At 70.0% G+C, this 15,805-nt stretch carries 13 protein-coding genes; 10 read left to right on the top strand and 3 right to left on the bottom strand.

Annotated features, from left to right (window positions below; translation table 11 throughout):
* Positions 1-3: 3 nt before the first annotated feature.
* The 3 genes from secD (at position 4) to DW297_RS14525 (ending at position 5,043) form a co-directional block, all read left to right on the top strand.
* A complete protein-coding gene (gene secD, locus DW297_RS14515; RefSeq protein ID WP_136033641.1) occupies positions 4-1,734 on the top strand; it encodes a protein translocase subunit SecD in 1,731 nt (576 codons plus the stop codon).
* Positions 1,734-2,723 (top strand): protein translocase subunit SecF, encoded by a 990-nt coding sequence (gene secF / locus DW297_RS14520; protein ID WP_136033643.1) that lies wholly within the window; start codon positions 1,734-1,736, stop codon positions 2,721-2,723. Before secD ends, secF begins: the two co-directional genes overlap by 1 nt.
* Positions 2,724-2,790: 67 nt before the next feature.
* Positions 2,791-5,043 carry a RelA/SpoT family protein gene (locus DW297_RS14525; protein WP_136033645.1) on the top strand — a complete coding sequence of 751 codons (2,253 nt, stop codon included), beginning with the start codon at positions 2,791-2,793 and terminating at the stop codon, positions 5,041-5,043.
* Here the strand turns inward: DW297_RS14525 and DW297_RS14530 are convergent.
* Both DW297_RS14530 and DW297_RS14535 read right to left on the bottom strand, forming a co-directional pair.
* On the bottom strand, positions 5,030-5,581 hold the full coding sequence (locus DW297_RS14530) for a type IV toxin-antitoxin system AbiEi family antitoxin (RefSeq protein WP_136033647.1): 552 nt from the start codon (positions 5,579-5,581) through the stop codon (positions 5,030-5,032). The genes DW297_RS14525 and DW297_RS14530 overlap by 14 nt on opposite strands.
* A 61-nt stretch (positions 5,582-5,642) precedes the next feature.
* Positions 5,643-6,998 carry a DUF349 domain-containing protein gene (locus DW297_RS14535; protein ID WP_205828308.1) on the bottom strand — a complete coding sequence of 452 codons (1,356 nt, stop codon included), beginning with the start codon at positions 6,996-6,998 and terminating at the stop codon, positions 5,643-5,645.
* Positions 6,999-7,202: 204 nt separating this feature from the next.
* Between DW297_RS14535 and DW297_RS14540 the strand changes: the two genes are divergently transcribed.
* Together DW297_RS14540 and DW297_RS14545 are read left to right on the top strand one after the other, a co-directional pair.
* On the top strand, positions 7,203-8,945 hold the full coding sequence (locus tag DW297_RS14540; protein ID WP_136033649.1) for an NAD(P)/FAD-dependent oxidoreductase: 1,743 nt from the start codon (positions 7,203-7,205) through the stop codon (positions 8,943-8,945).
* Entirely contained in the window at positions 8,942-9,703 is a 762-nt protein-coding gene (locus tag DW297_RS14545; RefSeq protein ID WP_136033650.1) for a winged helix-turn-helix domain-containing protein, read from the top strand. Before DW297_RS14540 ends, DW297_RS14545 begins: the two co-directional genes overlap by 4 nt.
* A gap of 15 nt (positions 9,704-9,718) precedes the next feature.
* On the opposite strand, the gene DW297_RS14550 is transcribed toward DW297_RS14545, so the two are convergent.
* Positions 9,719-10,039, bottom strand: a complete 321-nt coding sequence (locus DW297_RS14550) for a hypothetical protein (RefSeq protein ID WP_206251221.1) — start codon at positions 10,037-10,039, stop codon at positions 9,719-9,721.
* Between the two features lie 110 nt (positions 10,040-10,149).
* Here DW297_RS14550 and DW297_RS14555 point away from each other — a divergent pair, with 110 nt between their 5' ends.
* From DW297_RS14555 to ruvX, 5 genes are all read left to right on the top strand, one after another.
* The gene (locus tag DW297_RS14555) at positions 10,150-11,508 is read left to right on the top strand and encodes a replication-associated recombination protein A (protein WP_136033654.1); all 1,359 of its coding nucleotides are present in this window, start codon (positions 10,150-10,152) and stop codon (positions 11,506-11,508) included.
* A 181-nt stretch (positions 11,509-11,689) separates the two neighbouring features.
* On the top strand, positions 11,690-12,319 hold the full coding sequence (gene rpsD, locus DW297_RS14560) for a 30S ribosomal protein S4 (RefSeq protein ID WP_136033656.1): 630 nt from the start codon (positions 11,690-11,692) through the stop codon (positions 12,317-12,319).
* Positions 12,320-12,430: 111 nt separating this feature from the next.
* On the top strand, positions 12,431-12,619 hold the full coding sequence (locus DW297_RS14565) for a hypothetical protein (RefSeq protein ID WP_136033658.1): 189 nt from the start codon (positions 12,431-12,433) through the stop codon (positions 12,617-12,619).
* Between the two features lie 53 nt (positions 12,620-12,672).
* The gene (gene alaS, locus DW297_RS14570; protein ID WP_136033659.1) at positions 12,673-15,333 is read left to right on the top strand and encodes an alanine--tRNA ligase; all 2,661 of its coding nucleotides are present in this window, start codon (positions 12,673-12,675) and stop codon (positions 15,331-15,333) included.
* Entirely contained in the window at positions 15,330-15,803 is a 474-nt protein-coding gene (gene ruvX / locus DW297_RS14575) for a Holliday junction resolvase RuvX (protein WP_136033661.1), read from the top strand. The genes alaS and ruvX overlap by 4 nt, the downstream gene beginning before the upstream one ends.
* The last annotated feature ends 2 nt before the right edge of the window (positions 15,804-15,805 follow it).

Below are 15,805 nucleotides of genomic sequence, written 5' to 3' on the forward strand. Positions count from 1 at the left end.
CACGTGGCTTCATCTTCACCTGTCCGTCACGCCTGGCGGGTCCTCCTCGGCCTGCTCCTCGTGACGGGCGTGCTCTTCGGCATCAACGCGCTGGGTGTGTACGTCTTCAAGCAGAGTTCGTGGGCGCCGGAACTGGCGCTCGACCTGCAGGGCGGCACGCAGATCATCCTCAGCGCCGAGACCGAGGACGGCGCAGCGCCGTCGCAGGAGCAGCTCGACCAGGCCGCGGCGATCATCCGCCAGCGCGTGGATGCCTCGGGTGTCGCCGAGGCCGACATCACCACGGAGGGCGGCCGCAACATCGTCGTCCAGATCCCGGGTGAGGCCGACGAGCAGACCAGGGAGCGCATCCAGTCCAGCGCGCAGCTCGAGTTCCGTCCGGTCCTGTACACAACCGCGGCGAGCACCGAGTTCGTGGGCGACGACGGCAACTCCACGCCGTTCCCGAGCCCCGACCCCGGCCTGAACGCCACTCCGACGGCGGAGCCGACCGACGCGAGCGATCTGTCGTGGGTGACCGAGAAGCTGGCAGCGGAGTTCCAGGCCTACGACTGCGCCAACCCCGACAACGATCCGTCGCGTGCGCCGAAGGACGAGCCGGTCATCGCCTGCTCCCCGGACGACACCCAGAAGTTCCTCCTCGGCCCGATGGAGCTCGACGGACGCGCGATCACCGACGCGTCGGCAGGCCGCGACCCCAAGAGCGGCGCCTGGATCGTGCAGCTCACGATGAACGGCGATGGCGCAGACGCGTTCGGCAAGGTCAGCACGCGCCTCAACCAGAACCGTATCGACGGTCTGTCGCCCCGCGACCAGTTCGCGTTCGTGCTCGACGGCGACGTGATCAGTGCGCCGCGGATGAACGGCGTGATCCTCGACGGCCGTCCCAGCATCTCCGGCAGCTTCACTCAGGAGAGCGCGACGACGCTCGCGGATCAGCTCAAGTTCGGTGCGCTGCCGTTGAGCTTCGAGGTGCAGAGCTCCGACACGATCTCCGCGACCCTCGGCACCCAGCAGCTCCAGATCGGGCTCATCGCGGGTCTGATCGGTCTGGCGCTGGTCGCGGTCTACTCCTTGCTGTCGTACCGCGCTCTCGGGACGGTGATCATCGCGTCGATCGCGGTGATGGCGGTGCTGACGTACATCGTGATCTGCATCCTCGCGTGGCGCATCGGGTTCCGCCTGTCGCTCGCGGGCGTCGCGGGTCTGATCGTGTCGATCGGTTTCACGGCCGACTCGTTCATCGTCTACTTCGAGCGGATCCGAGACGAGTTGCGCGACGGCAAGTCGATCACGGCGGCGGTCGAGGACGGGTGGGGTCGCGCGAAGCGCACGATCTACATCTCGAAGTCGATCAACATCCTCGCGGCCGTCGTGCTCTACATCCTCGCGGACTCCACGGTGAAGGGCTTCGCGTTCACGCTCGGCCTGACGACCGTCATCGACGTGATGATCTTCGTCATCTTCACCCATCCGGTGATGCAGCTCCTCGCGCGGACGCGCTTCTTCGGCGGCGGCCACAAGCTCTCCGGACTCGACCCGGCGGCACTCGGCGCCGTGTACCGGAGCCGGTCGCAGTACCGCGAGGTGGCGACGGCATCGGCAGGTCGCGGCGCGAAGAACGCGCGCTCACGCGGTGAGGCGGACCGCCGTCAGACCATCGCAGAGCGCAAGCGTGCCGAGGCCCTCGCCGCGGAGAAACAGACCAAGGGCGGAAGCGAGGGAGACGCCTGATGGCTTCCATGAACGAGTTCGGTAACAACCTCTACACGGGAAAGACCTCCTTCCCGTTCGTCGGACGCCGTCGGCTGTGGTTCATCATCGCGATCGCGCTGGTCGTGGGGTCCGCGCTCGTGCCGCTGTTCCGTCCCATCCAGTTCTCGATCGAGTTCACGGGCGGGTCGCAGTTCACGGTGAACGCCCCGGCCACGCTGAATCAGGACACCGCGAGCGAGGCCGTGCAGTCCGTGGTGCCCGGCGCCGCGACCAAGGTCGTCATCGTGAACGACCAGGACATCCGGGTCCAGACCGACCAGATGACGGCGGCGGAGACGCAGCAGGTCGCCGGCGCTCTCGCCGACGCGTACGAGGTGGAGCCCGACGCGGTGACCTCCTCGTTCATCGGTCCCGCGTGGGGTGAGAGCGTGACGCGGCAGTCCCTGTGGGGTCTGGCGATCTTCCTCGCGCTGACCTTCCTGATCCTGGCGATCTACTTCCGCACCTGGAAGATGTCGGCCGCAGCGATCATCGGGCTGCTCGACGTGCTCGTGATCACGGTGGGCGTGTACGCCCTGGCCGGTTTCGAGATCTCCCCGGCGGCGGTGATCGGGTTCCTCACGATCCTGGCGTACTCGCTCTACGACACCACCGTGGTGTTCGACAAGATCCGGGAGAACACGACGGAGGACGGGGAGAAGACCGCGCGCCTGTTCGGCGAGTCGGTCAACCTCGCGGTGAATCAGACGCTGATCCGATCGATCAACACCTCGGTCGTGGCGGCGCTCCCGGTGGGCGCGATCCTGTTCATCGGCGCGTTCTGGCTGGGTGCGGAGACGCTGACCGACATCTCGCTCTCGATCTTCGTCGGCATCCTCGTGGCGACCTACTCGACGCTGTTCGTCGCGGCACCCCTCTACTCGCTGTTCCGCGAGAACGAGCCGCAGATCAAGGAGCGCGACGCCCGCATCCGTGCGGCGCGCGAGAAGGCGGCCGTCGAGGCCTGACGCCCCCGCTGCGCGGGGCTCGCCCCCTCTCAGCACGCGTAGGATTGTCTGATTCGGAGGTGAGTGGATGGCGGAGCCGCAGACGGCGTCGCAGGGTTCGAGTCTGCGACGGCTCGTGCCCCGCATCTTCTCTCGCGCGTCCCGCATCAACGATCTCGACAACCTGATCCGCACGGTCAGGGCGAATCATCCCAAGGGCGACTTCTCCGTCATCTCCCGGGCCTACGCGGTCGCGAAGGAGAAGCACGAGGGGCAGAAGCGGCAGAGCGGCGAGCCGTACATCACGCACCCGCTGGCGGTCGCGCAGATCCTCGCCGAGCTCGGCCTGGGCCCGCGCGCGATCGCCGCGGCCCTCCTGCACGACACCGTCGAGGACACCGGCTACGCGCTGACCGACCTGACCGCTGAATTCGGCGACGAGGTCGCGATGCTGGTCGACGGCGTCACCAAGCTCGACAAGGTCAAGTACGGCGAGAGTGCGCAGGCGGAGACGGTCCGCAAGATGATCGTGGCGATGTCGAAGGACATCCGCGTGCTGCTGATCAAGCTCGCCGACCGCCTGCACAACGCCCGCACGTGGGGCTTCGTACCGCCCGAGAAGGCGGCGAAGAAGGCGAAGGAGACGCTGGAGATCTATGCGCCTCTGGCCAACCGCCTCGGTATCCAGGCCATCAAGTCGGAGCTGGAAGACCTCTCGTTCGCGGTGCTGCACCCGAAGATCTACAACGAGATCCACAGCCTGATCGCCCAGCGCACACCGCAGCGGGAGAAGTACCTCGGCCAGGTGATCGAGGAGATCGACGAGGACCTGCGAGATCTGCGGATCCGTGGCAAGGTCGTCGGCCGGCCCAAGCAGCTCTACTCCGTGTACCAGAAGATGGTGATCCGGGGGCGCGAGTTCGACGACATCTACGACCTCATCGGCATCCGCGTGCTGGTGTCGTCCGTGCGCGACTGCTACGCCGTGCTCGGCGCGATCCACGCGCGCTGGACGCCGTTGCCCGGCCGCTTCAAGGACTACATCGCCACCCCGAAGTTCAACCTCTATCAGTCCCTGCACACGACCGTGATCGGCCCGGCAGGTCGCACGGTGGAGATCCAGATCCGCACGCACGAGATGCACCAGCAGGCGGAGTACGGCGTCGCGGCGCACTGGATGTACAAGGAGCGGATGAACGGCGGCGGCAAGGCCGAGGTCCGCGCCTCCGACACCGACATGGCGTGGCTCGCGCACATCTCCGACTGGCAGGCCGAGACCGCGGACCCCGGCGAGTTCCTCGACTCGCTGCGCTTCGAGATCGGAGCCAAGGAGGTCTACGTCTTCACGCCGAAGGGACGGGTCATCGGCCTTCCCGCCGGCGCGACGCCCGTCGACTTCGCCTACGCCGTGCACACCGAGATCGGCCATCGCACGATGGGCGCCAAGGTCAACGGCCGCCTCGTGCCGCTCGAGTCGGAGCTCAAGAGCGGCGACGTCGTCGAGGTGTTCACGTCGAAGAACCCCGACGCCGGCCCCAGCCAGGACTGGCTCGGCTTCGTCAAGAGCACGCGGGCGCGGAACAAGATCCGCGGCTGGTTCACGAAGGAGCGTCGCGAGGAGGCGATCGAGCAGGGCAAGGAGGCGATCGCCCGGGCGATGCGCCGACAGAACCTGCCGCTGCAGCGCCTGATGAACCAGGACTCGTTCACCGAGGTCGCGCATCAGCTGCACTACGAAGACGTGTCCGGGCTCTACGCGGCTGTCGGCGAGGGACACGTGTCCACGCAGTCCGTGCTCGAGAAGGTCACCGCCCTGGTGGCGGCGAACGACACGACGACCGGGGCGATCGATCTGCCGGGCAGCGTGCAGACCAGGGAGCCGCGCGGCGGCGACTCCGGGGTGCTCGTGCGCGGTGCGAACGACATCCTCGTCAAGCTCGCCAAGTGCTGCACCCCCGTGCCGGGCGACCCGATCGTGGGCTTCGTCACGCGGGGGAGCGGCGTCTCGGTCCACCGTGCTGACTGCGTCAACGTCAAGGCGCTGAGCGGCGAGCAGGACCGCTTCGTCGAGGTCTCCTGGGCACCGACCACCAAGAGCGTCTTCCGCGTGCAGATCCAGGTCGAGGCGCTCGACCGGTCCGGGCTCCTGTCGGATGTCACTCGAGTGCTGAGCGAGCACCACGTCAACATCCTGTCCGCCACGGTCAGCACGACCGATGAGCGCCTGGCGCTGAGCCGCTTCGTGTTCGAGATGGGCGACGCCGTGCACCTGGACCGCGTGCTGAACGCCGTGCGGCGCATCGACGCGGTGTACGACGTCTACCGCGTCACCTCGTCCTGAGCGCGACCCGCTCGAGGGCGGCGATGCCGACGCGGCTCCCCGGCACACGGCTGGTCCCGCGCAGCTCGACGAGGGCTTGTGCGGTCACCGCCGGGCAGGCGACGGCGAGGGCATCCATCCAGGGAAGCACGCGGGGGTCGCGATGCAGGCTCGTCGCCAGGTCGACCATCGTCCGCGCGGGCGTCGACACGGCGACGCCACCGATCACGACGACGTCCGCGGCGGCGAGCACGGTGTCGTGGAAGACCAAGCGGGCACTCGTACGCGGGCGCACGCGACGCTCGACGCACCGCTTCACGTGATGCACGGGCGGCGGTGCGTCTCCGGCGCCGTGGATCCATGCGGCGGTCGGGCCGCAGGCCGCAGCGCCGTCCTGCACGAGAGGCCCGATCGACGCGGCACGCACGTCCGCACCCTCGATGAGGTCGGCCGGGATGTACGCCTCGCCGAGGTCGACGACGTGGCCGTCGAGTCGAGCGGCGGCGAGCTCCGGCAGACTCAGCCGCGCGCCGGGCAGATACAAAAGAGCGGGATGCATCACGCCAGTGTGGCGCAGCGCATCCCGCTCCTGTGGCGGTCGTCGCGGGTTGTGGAAAGCGTCAGCCGCCCAGGGCGTTGAGCCAGGCGCGGCGGGCTTCGAGCGCGTCAGCCGCGGTCTTGGCGGCCTTGGTGTCGCCCGACTTCTCCGCGGCCGCCAGCTCGGCCTCGAGCTTCTCGATGGCCTCGTGCAGCTGCGAGCTCATGTCGTTCGCGCGCGCCTTGGTCTCGGGGTTGTTCTTCTTCCAGTCGACGTCCTCGCGGGCCTTGAGCGCCTGCTCGATCACCCGGAGCTTGTCGTCGAGAGCACGCTCCTTCTCGCGCGGGAAGATGCGGCCCACCTCGTCCCACTCGCGCTGGATGCGGGTGAGCAGTGCCCGCGCACGCTTGATGTTCGACTCGTCGGCCACGGCCTTCGCCTGCTCCAGAAGAGCCTGCCGTGCCTCGATCCGGGGCGCGGAGTCTGCCTCTTCCGCGGCGGCCTGCTCAGCCCGCGCGGCGTACAGCGCATCGCCGGCCGCCTTGAACCGCGCCCAGAGCGCGTCGTCGGCCTTGCGCCCGGCACGGCCGGCGGCCTTCCACTCGTCGAGCAGGGTGCGGTACGCGGGGATGCCGTCGACGCCGCGGGGAGCGAGCGCCTCGGCGCGCTCGACCAGCCGCGACTTGGCGTCGCGTGCAGCCTTGTGCGTCTCGTCGAGCTCGGAGTAGAAGGCGCGCCGGTGCTTGTCGACCACCGAGCGGGCGTCACGGAACCGCTTCCAGAGCTGCTGCGACACGCTCTTCGACAGGCGCGGACCGTTCTGCTGCTGTGCCTGCCACGACTCGAACAGCTCGTTGAGCTCGGCCGTGACCTGCTTCCACTGCACCTTGCTGAGGTCGCGGGCGGCGATGGCCTCGGCGCGCTCCACCAGGGCCGTGCGCTCCGCGACCGCCTGCTCCACGAGCGCCCTGGCCTGCTGAGCCTCCTGCTCCGTCGCCTCCGAGAGCGAGGCGGTCAGGGCGTTCAGCCGGTCGCGCAGTCCCGCGAGGTCGCCGACCGCTGCGGCATCCGTCGCCTCGGCGATGAGGTGCGAGGCCTGCTTCGCGAGGTCGCTCGCCGAGGCGCCGCCGGCCTGATGGCGCTGCTCGAGCGCGTGCACCTTGAAGGCGATGTCGTCGTACTTGCGCACGAAGTAGGCGAGGGCCTCTTCCGGGGTGCCGTCGGGGTACTGGCCGACCACCCGCCACGACTCGCCCTCGCGGACCTCGACCGTGCCATCGTCGGAGACGCGACCCCATTCGAGCGCCGAGGCGGAGGGCGCGGGCGTCGTCGGTGCGGCGGGCGCGACCGCGGCGGGCGTCGGGGCCTTCCGGGGCATGGGCACGGCGGGCGGTGCGGGGATGGGCGGGGTCGGCTTCGAGGGCTCGGTGGCAGACACGGTGATTCTCCTTGCGCGGTCGGGCCGCGGGAGGCGGAAAGGACGAGGCTCAGCCTAGTACGACCCGCGCTGCGGGGTGAGGCCGAAGGCGCGTTATCGATTTGTGAGGAGAACGTTCGACGCGCGAAACACGCGACGTCATCTCCGGGTAACACGGCGCTCCTATCGTCGTCCCACGACGGTCCGCAGGTCGACAGGAGGTCCATGGACGACAGCGCATCCCGGAGGACGGAGGTCCTGATCGTCGGCGCGGGGCCCGCGGCGCACGCGTTCGTGGCGCACCTCCTGGGCGATCCCTGCGACGACATTCGGGTCACGGTGATCGGCGACGAGGGGCGCCTGCCGTACGACCGCACCCGGTTGTACCGACTCGTCCGGGGGGACGACCCCGCTGACCTGGACCTCGACCGAGGGGTGTTCCGCGACGACCGCGTGCGCCTGATCCGGGATGATCGGGTGCGGAAGATCGACCGGAAGCTCCGCCGCGTCCGCACCCGCTCCGGGCGCGTGTACATGTACGACGTGCTCGTCCTCGCGACCGGGCGGCACCCGGTTCGTCCGACGCTCGACGGGGCCGGACTGCCCGGGTGCTTCACGTTCCAGTCCGCCGCGGATGCGTCGGCGCTGCGGGCCCATGTGCACGCGCCGCGCGGCGAGCAGTGGCGGCGTCCGCACGCGACGGTCGTCGGTGACGGGCCGGGCGGGTTCGCCGCCGCGCTCGCGCTCGCGGAGAGCGGAGTCGAGGTCGCGGTCGTGCACGAACGAGGGGACCACGCGGATCCGGGTCGTCGCGCCTCGGCGGCAGTCGACGCACTCCTGCGGGAGCGCGGGATCGCGGTGCGGAGGTCGACGCGCGTCACCCGCATCGATGCGGACGAGTCCGGCGCGGTCGCGAGCATCGAATTCCACGACGGTTCCTTCGCCCGGACGGATGCGGTCGTGTTCGCGCCCGCGGTGCGCCCGCGTGACGAGCTCGCGCGGAACGCGGGGCTCACCGTGGTGCCGGGCGGCGGCGTGCTCGTCGACGCCGACGGTCGCACGAGTGATCCGCACATCCTGGCTGTGGGGAGCGTCGCTGTCGCGGCGGACGACGAGCCGGGCCAGCGGGCACCGGGCGGTGGCGGGCGCGTGGCGGACAGGATGCGGGAGGCCGTGGCGACGACACGGACGCGGTGGCTGACGACGATCGTGCGTGCGGGAGGCGTCGAGTTCACGGATCTCCGGTCGTCGCCGGACGGCGAAACCGTCGGAGTCGTCGTCCCCCTGGCGGACGCACCGGGACGGATCGCGGGCGACCTCCTCCTCTCCGAGGACGGACGAGTCCTGCTCGGTGCGACGGTGCTCGGCGACGAGGACAGGCTCGCGGCCCTCCGCGCGGCCGCGGATGACGGCGCCAGGGCGCGGGCGGTGTCCGAGCTGCTTCGCGAGCACGAGAGCGCTGTGACCTGCGGTCATGCGTTGCTCACGGGACCATCCCCGGTCACGGCGGTGACGGAGCGACGAGAGCACGGCCTGAGCGGCCTCGCGGAGTTCCCCGAAAGCGCGGAGTGCGCGTTCTGCGCACGGGCGGTCGCGCGGCGCCTCATCGCGCGCGCCGGAGCGGTTGCGATCGGCTCAGGGCGACGGGGTGTCCCCGAGCGGGGCCCGGTCGGACGACCCCGTACCAGGGAGACCGTGCTCGGCGTGACCCTCGCTGTCGCGGGCGAGCTGTCCGGCGCCCAGCTCGTCCTCATCGGACGGCTGGCGGACGAGCACGGGCTGCGGGTGCGGCCGTCCGATGGCGGAGTGCTGGAACTGCGTGGCGCATCCGCCGCAGAAGTCCCCGCCGTGCTGGGCAGGTTGCGTGCCGCCGGACTGGAGGCTGCGACGCGCGACGGGGGCGGACGTTTCGTCGAGGCGCGGACAACGGGATCCGTCACGCGGCGACGCGAGGAGAGTCCGGCATGAGCATTTCGACGAGCGTGGGCCGGCCGCTGACCGGGTGCCGGATAGCGATCGCCGATGACCCGTCGGCGGGTACTGCGCACGGAGCGGTGGCGTCGCCGACACCGGTCGATGTCGGTGCGCTTCTCGCCGCGGCGGGAGCCGAGGTCGTCCGCGTGCCGTCGGTACGCGCGGATCATTCCGTGCCGGCCGGTGTTCGACGGTCGGTGCACCGCGTCGCGACCGGGCGCATCGACGGCGTGCTGCTCTTCTCGGTCGAGGGCGCGCGTTCCTGGTGGGGCACCGTCGAGCGCCTCGGTCTGGGCGACGCGATCCGAGCCAGGGCGCGGGCGTCGCGTCTGCTGCTCGTCGCCTCGGGTGCGGAGGCGGCCCGGTCACTCGCCGATGCGGACATCCCCGCCACGACGGTCGACGGGGCGCTCCCGGACGACCTCGCACGCGCCGTCGTCGGGTTCTTCTCGGAGCAGGCGCCGATGCAGCGGACGGACGCCGGAGAGCTCGTCGTGCGCAGCGGCGGGGTGCTGCTCGATGAGCGCTTCCTCCCGCTCTCGGCGGGCGCCGCAGAAGTCCTGGAGGCACTGTTCCTCGCGGAGGGGCGGGTGCTCTCCCGGGAAGAGCTCGGGCGGATGCTCGCCGGACGACGACGCAGTGCACGTGCCGTGGAGGTGGCGGTCGCACGGTTGCGCGAGGCTCTGGGCGACGCGGAGCTGGTGCAGACGGTGGTGAAGCGCGGCTACCGTCTCGCTGTCGCCGATCGCTGAGCCGGCGCCGCGGGGTCAGCCCGCCGGTGTGTCCGTCGGAACGGGCGACGGGGAGGGAACGGGAGAGTCGGAGGGAAGGGGGGACTCGGACGGCACCGGGGAGTCGGAGGGGGAGATCGTGGGACTCGGCGTCGGTTCGGGGGCGGTCACCTGCGCGTGCACGACCTGGCTCCCGATCGCGGCGACGACGATGAGACCGCCGACGATCACCGCGACGGTGTTGTCGCGGCGACGGCGGCGGATCTGGTCCTCGTGCCAGCGCGTGCGCGCGGCATGAAGTCGTGCGCGCTCCGCCTCGGTGCGCGACTGTGCCTTCTTGGAACCGCGTGCCGCCATGCCCGATATCTCCATCCCGACGCCCGTCCGCGGCGTCGCCTGAGAGCCTACCGTCGCCCACGGGCGGGTTCCGTCGCCACGGTGTCGGCGCCCGCCGTTAGCCTGGAGGGGTGACTTCTCCTGCCGCGCTGCTCTCCGGGCAGACGCCTCTCGCCGTGCGCATGCGCCCGGTCTCGCTCGATGAGGTCGCGGGACAGCGTCACCTGTTGCGGGCGGGATCCCCGATCGTGGCTCTCGCCGATCCCGAGGCGGCAGCGCCCGGGGCCGTGTCGATCATCCTGTGGGGGCCCCCCGGCACGGGGAAGACCACGCTGGCGCAGGCCATCGCGCGCTCCTCCGGTCGACGGTTCGTCGAACTGTCGGCGATCACGGCCGGGGTGAAGGACGTGCGCGAGGTGATGCAGGAGGCGATCACGCAGCGTGACCTGTACGGCCAGACGACCATCCTCTTCCTCGACGAGATCCACCGCTTCACGAAGGCGCAGCAGGATGCCCTGCTGCCCGGAGTGGAGAACGGCTGGGTCATCCTGATCGCGGCGACCACCGAGAATCCGTCGTTCTCCGTGATCTCCCCCCTGCTCTCGCGGTCGCTGCTGCTCACGCTGCAGCCACTGACGGACGACGACATCGGTCTGCTCGTCGACCGCGCCGTGACGGATGCGCGCGGGCTCAAGGGTGCCGTGGTGCTCGACGACGAGGCGCGCACGGCTCTCGTGCGACTGGCGTCGGGTGATGCGCGGCGCGCGCTCACGGGGCTCGAGGCCGCGGCCGCGGTCGCGCTGTCCCATGCCGCCGCGGTCGAGGACGACGGCGACAGCTCATCGGACGGTGTCCCCGCGGTGACGGCGGATGACGTGGCGCAGGCGGTGGACAAAGCGCTGCTCCGCTACGACCGTCAGGGCGACGAGCACTACGACGTGATCAGCGCGTTCATCAAGTCGATCCGCGGATCCGATCCCGACGCCGCACTCCACTACCTGGCGCGCATGATCGAGGCGGGGGAGGACCCGCGTTTCATCGCTCGGCGCCTGGTGATCTCGGCTTCGGAGGACGTGGGTCTCGCCGATCCCCAGGCGCTCGGCATCGCAGTCGCTGCTGCGGACGCCGTCGCCTTCATCGGCATGCCGGAGGGGCGCATCCCGCTCGCCGAGGCCACGGTGTACCTCGCCACGACGGCGAAGTCCAATGCCGCGTACGTCGGCATCGACGCCGCGATCGCCGACATCCGCGCGGGCGGCTTCGGCCGGGTGCCGCTCCACCTCCGCGACGCCCACTACCCGGGGGCGAAGAGGCTCGGCCACGGCCGCGGTTACATCTACTCGCACGACAGCGAATACGGGATCGTGCCGCAGCAGTACCTGCCGGACGAGTTGGACGGACGTCACTACTACGAGCCGAAGAACCTCGGTGCGGAACGCGACATCGGTGCGCGGCTGGAGCGCATCCGACGCATCCTCGGCGACCGCTGACAGTCCGGTCGGTCGGCGCAGCGCCGTCTGTTAGACTTGAGCGGCTCGAAACCGAGTTTTCGGGCATCTCCGCGTTCACACCACACCTCGACGGCGCCCCGGCGTGCGCTCCGAGGCAGAGCGCGGACGATACGTCCGTCGGACGTGAAATCCACGTCCACGTCATCGGAAGGAACACTTCGTGACCACGAAGTCCCAGGACCGCCGCAAGGTGCGTCTCAGCCGTGCCCTCGGCATCCCGCTCACCCCGAAGGCCGCCCGCTACCTCGAGAAGCGTCCCTACGCTCCGGGCGAGCACGGCCGCACCAAGCGCAAGGCCGACAGCGACTACGCCGTCCGTCTGCGCGAGAAGCAGCGTCTGCGCGAGCAGTACGGCATCCGCGAGAAGCAGATGCGCAACACGTTCAACGAGGCTCGTCGTCAGGACGGCCTGACCGGTGAGAACCTGGTCGAGCTCCTCGAGATGCGTCTCGACGCTCTCGTGCTGCGGTCGGGTTTCGCCCGCACCACGGCTCAGGCTCGCCAGCTCGTCGTGCACCGTCACATCCTCGTCGACGGCCAGCTCGTCGACCGCCCGTCGTTCCGCGTGAAGCCGGGTCAGCTCATCCACGTCAAGGCCAAGAGCGAGGGCACCGAGCCCTTCCAGGTGGCGGCAGCCGGCGGTCACGCCGAGGTGCTTCCTCCCGTTCCCGGCTACCTCGAGGTCGAGCTCGACAAGCTCCAGGCCCGCCTGGTCCGTCGCCCGAAGCGCGCGGAGGTCCCCGTGACCTGTGAAGTGCAGCTCGTCGTCGAGTACTACGCGGCTCGCTGATCCAGCGATCGAGCATCAGGCAGGAGGCGTCGGGGATTCCCGACGCCTCCTGTCGTTTCCGCCTACGATGGAGAGACCGCGCCTTCGCGGCTCTCAGGCAAGGATGACGACATGAAGACTGTGCTGTGGTTCCTCATCGGCGTGATCGGCGGCTTCGTCGCGGCTCACTTCATGAACAAGGACCCGCGCGGCCATGACATCCTCGCCGACGTCGACGCCCGCATCAACGGCTTCACCGCCGCGCTCGGCGACGCGTATCGCGCCCAGGAGGCGCGGCTCACCGAGCCGGGCGAGAACTGAACCACCGCAGCCGCGCATCGACGCGCTCCCTCACACAAGGACAACCGGGACCTATGAACACTGCGGAAATCGCGCAGCGCTATCTCTCCTACTTCGAGAAGAACGATCACCTCATCGTCCCCTCGGCCTCCCTCGTCAGCGACGACCCGTCGCTGCTGTTCACGGTCGCCGGCATGGTCCCGATGATCCCGTACCTCACGGGCGTGGTCCCCGCTCCGCATCCGCGCATCGCCGATGTGCAGAAGTGCATCCGCACCAACGACATCGAGGAGGTCGGACGCACGGCGCGTCACGGCACGTTCTTCCAGATGCTCGGCAACTGGTCGTTCGGCGACTACTTCAAAGAGGGCGCGATCCGCTACGCGTGGGAGCTGCTCACGACCTCCGAATCCGACGGCGGGCTGGGCTTCGACGAGAAGGACCTGTGGGTCACGGTCTACGAGACCGACGATGAGGCGGAGGCCATCTGGCGCGACATCATCGGGCTGAAGCCGGAGCGTATCCAGCGCCTCGGCCGCGCGGACAACTACTGGAACACCGGGCAGCCCGGCCCCGGCGGACCCGACTCCGAGATCTTCTTCGACCGTGGCCCGTCCTACGGCAAGGACGGCGGTCCGGCGGCGGACGACAACCGGTTCATGGAGCTGTGGAACCTCGTGTTCATGCAGGACTTCCTCGAGAACATCCGGAGCAAGACCGAGTTCGACATCGTGGGCGAGCTGCCGATGAAGAACATCGACACCGGCATGGGCCTCGAGCGCGTCGCCTTCCTCAAGCAGGGCGTCGAGAACATGTACGAGATCGACCAGGTGCGGCCCGTGCTGGACCGCGCCGTCGAGCTCTCCGGACGCCGCTACGGAGCCGTGCACGAGGACGATGTGCGCTTCCGTGTGATCGCCGATCACGTGCGCTCCTCGCTGATGCTGCTGTCCGACGGTGTGCGTCCGTCGAACGAGGGCCGCGGGTACATCCTGCGCCGCCTGATGCGGCGGACCGTGCGGGCGATGCGTCTGCTGGGCGTCGACGAGCCGGCCTTCCCCGAGCTCTTCTCCGCGTCGCGGGACGCCATGAAGTCGGCCTACCCCGAGCTCGAGCGCGACTGGTCGGTGCTGTCCTCGGCCGCCTTCGCCGAGGAGGAGACCTTCCGGCGCACCCTCGCCCAGGGCTCGACCATCCTCGACCTCGCCGTGGACGACACGAAGAAGAGCGGCGGGACGACCCTGAGCGGCTCCGAGGCCTTCCTGCTGCACGACACATACGGCTTCCCGATCGACCTCACCCTCGAGGTCGCCGAGGAGGCCGGGCTCGACGTCGACCGTGCCGCGTTCGACGCGCTCATGCAGGAGCAGCGTCAGCGCGCCAAGGACGACGCGCGCAACCGCAAGCGGCAGCTCGCCGACGTGTCGGTCTACCGCGACCTGCGGGCGCTCGGCGAGACCGGTTTCGACGGCTACACGGCCCTCGAGGTCGACTCGCGGGTGCTCGGCATCCTGGTCGACGGTGCCTCCGTGCGCAGCGCCGCGGAGGGACAGATCGCCGAGGTCGTGCTGGCGGAGACGACGCTGTATGCGGAGTCCGGCGGCCAGGTCGCCGACAAGGGCACGATCGTGGGCCCTGGCTACGAGCTCGAGGTGCTCGATGTGCAGCGCCCCGTCCCCGGGCTGATCAGTCACACCGTCGAGGTGACGCGGGGGAGCGTGGCGGTGGATGACGCGGCCACGACCATCGTCGACGCGGCCAACCGTCGTGCGGCGCGGCAGGCGCACTCGGCGACCCACCTGGTGCACGCCGCTCTGCGCGACACGCTGGGCCCGACCGCGACCCAGTCGGGCTCGCTGAACCGTGCGGGCTATATGCGATTCGACTTCGCGTGGTCGCAGGCGCTGTCGGGAGAGACGCGCTCGGAGATCGAGGAGATCACGAACCGCGCCGTGCAGGACGCCCTCGAGGTGACGACGCGCATCGTGACGCTCGACGAGGCCAAGGAGGCCGGGGCGATGGCTCTGTTCGGCGAGAAGTACGGCGATGTCGTGCGCATGGTCGACATCGGCGGCCCCTGGTCGCGTGAGCTCTGCGCGGGCACGCACGTGTCGACGAGCGCCGAGATCGGGCTGGTCAGCGTGGTCGGCGAGTCGTCCGTCGGGGCATCGAACCGCCGTATCGAGGCTCTCGTCGGTGCCGACGCGTTCCGCGAGCTGGCCGCCGAGCGCGCGCTGGTCTCGCAGCTGACCGCGTCGCTCAAGACTCCGCGCGAGCAGCTGCCGGAGCGGATCGCCGATCTCGCCGCGAGCCTCAAGGCCGCCGAGAAGCGCATCGCGCAGTTCGAGGCCAAGGAGCGGGCGGGGCAGATCCCCGCGATCGCGGAGGCCGCGTCCCGCATCGGCGCGTTCCGGGTGGCCGCACAGTCGCTCGGTGAGGTGGCCTCGGCGGACGACGTGCGCGATCTGGTCAACGGCGTCCGTGAGCGGCTGGGGTCGGAGGCGGCAGTGGTCGCCCTCGGCGCGATCGTCAATGGCCGGCCGGTCGTGGTCGTCGCCACGAACGAGGCGGCGCGTTCGGCGGGCGCGAAGGCGGGTGCGCTCGCGAAGCGCGCAGCCGGCGTGCTCGGCGGTGGCGGCGGCGGGCGCGACGACCTTGCCCAGGGCGGCGGCACCGACGGTGCGGCGCTTCCGGCAGCGCTGGAGGCCATCGCACAGGAGCTCCGCGGCGCGTGACCGGCTTCCGTCGCGGAGTGCGGCTCGGCGTCGACGTGGGACGCGCCAGGGTGGGCGTGGCACGGTGCGATCCGGACGGCATGCTGGCCGTCCCGGTCGAGACCGTGCCGCGCGACGACGCGGCGATCACGCGACTCGTGGCGATCGCCGCGGAGTACGAACCGCTGGAGTTCGTGGTCGGGCTGCCGGTGAATCTGCAGGGCGCGGACACCCCGTCCACCACGGATGCGCGGGAGTTCGCAGCGCTGTTGCAGCGCGAGAGCGGTGTGCCGGTGCGGCTCATCGACGAGCGTCTGAGCACGGTGTCCGCACACGCGGCATTGCGGAGTTCCGGGCGTTCCCAGAAGAACTCTCGTAGCATTGTGGATCAGGTCGCCGCGGTGGTTCTGCTGCAGCAGGCGATCGACACGGAGAAGAGCACCGGAAACCCGGCCGGTGCACCGGTCCCCGTCGATGAGGAGCCCGCCTGATC

Origin of the sequence: Microbacterium sp. PF5, assembly GCF_004794315.1 — a bacterium.
GTDB lineage: Bacteria > Actinomycetota > Actinomycetes > Actinomycetales > Microbacteriaceae > Microbacterium > Microbacterium sufflavum.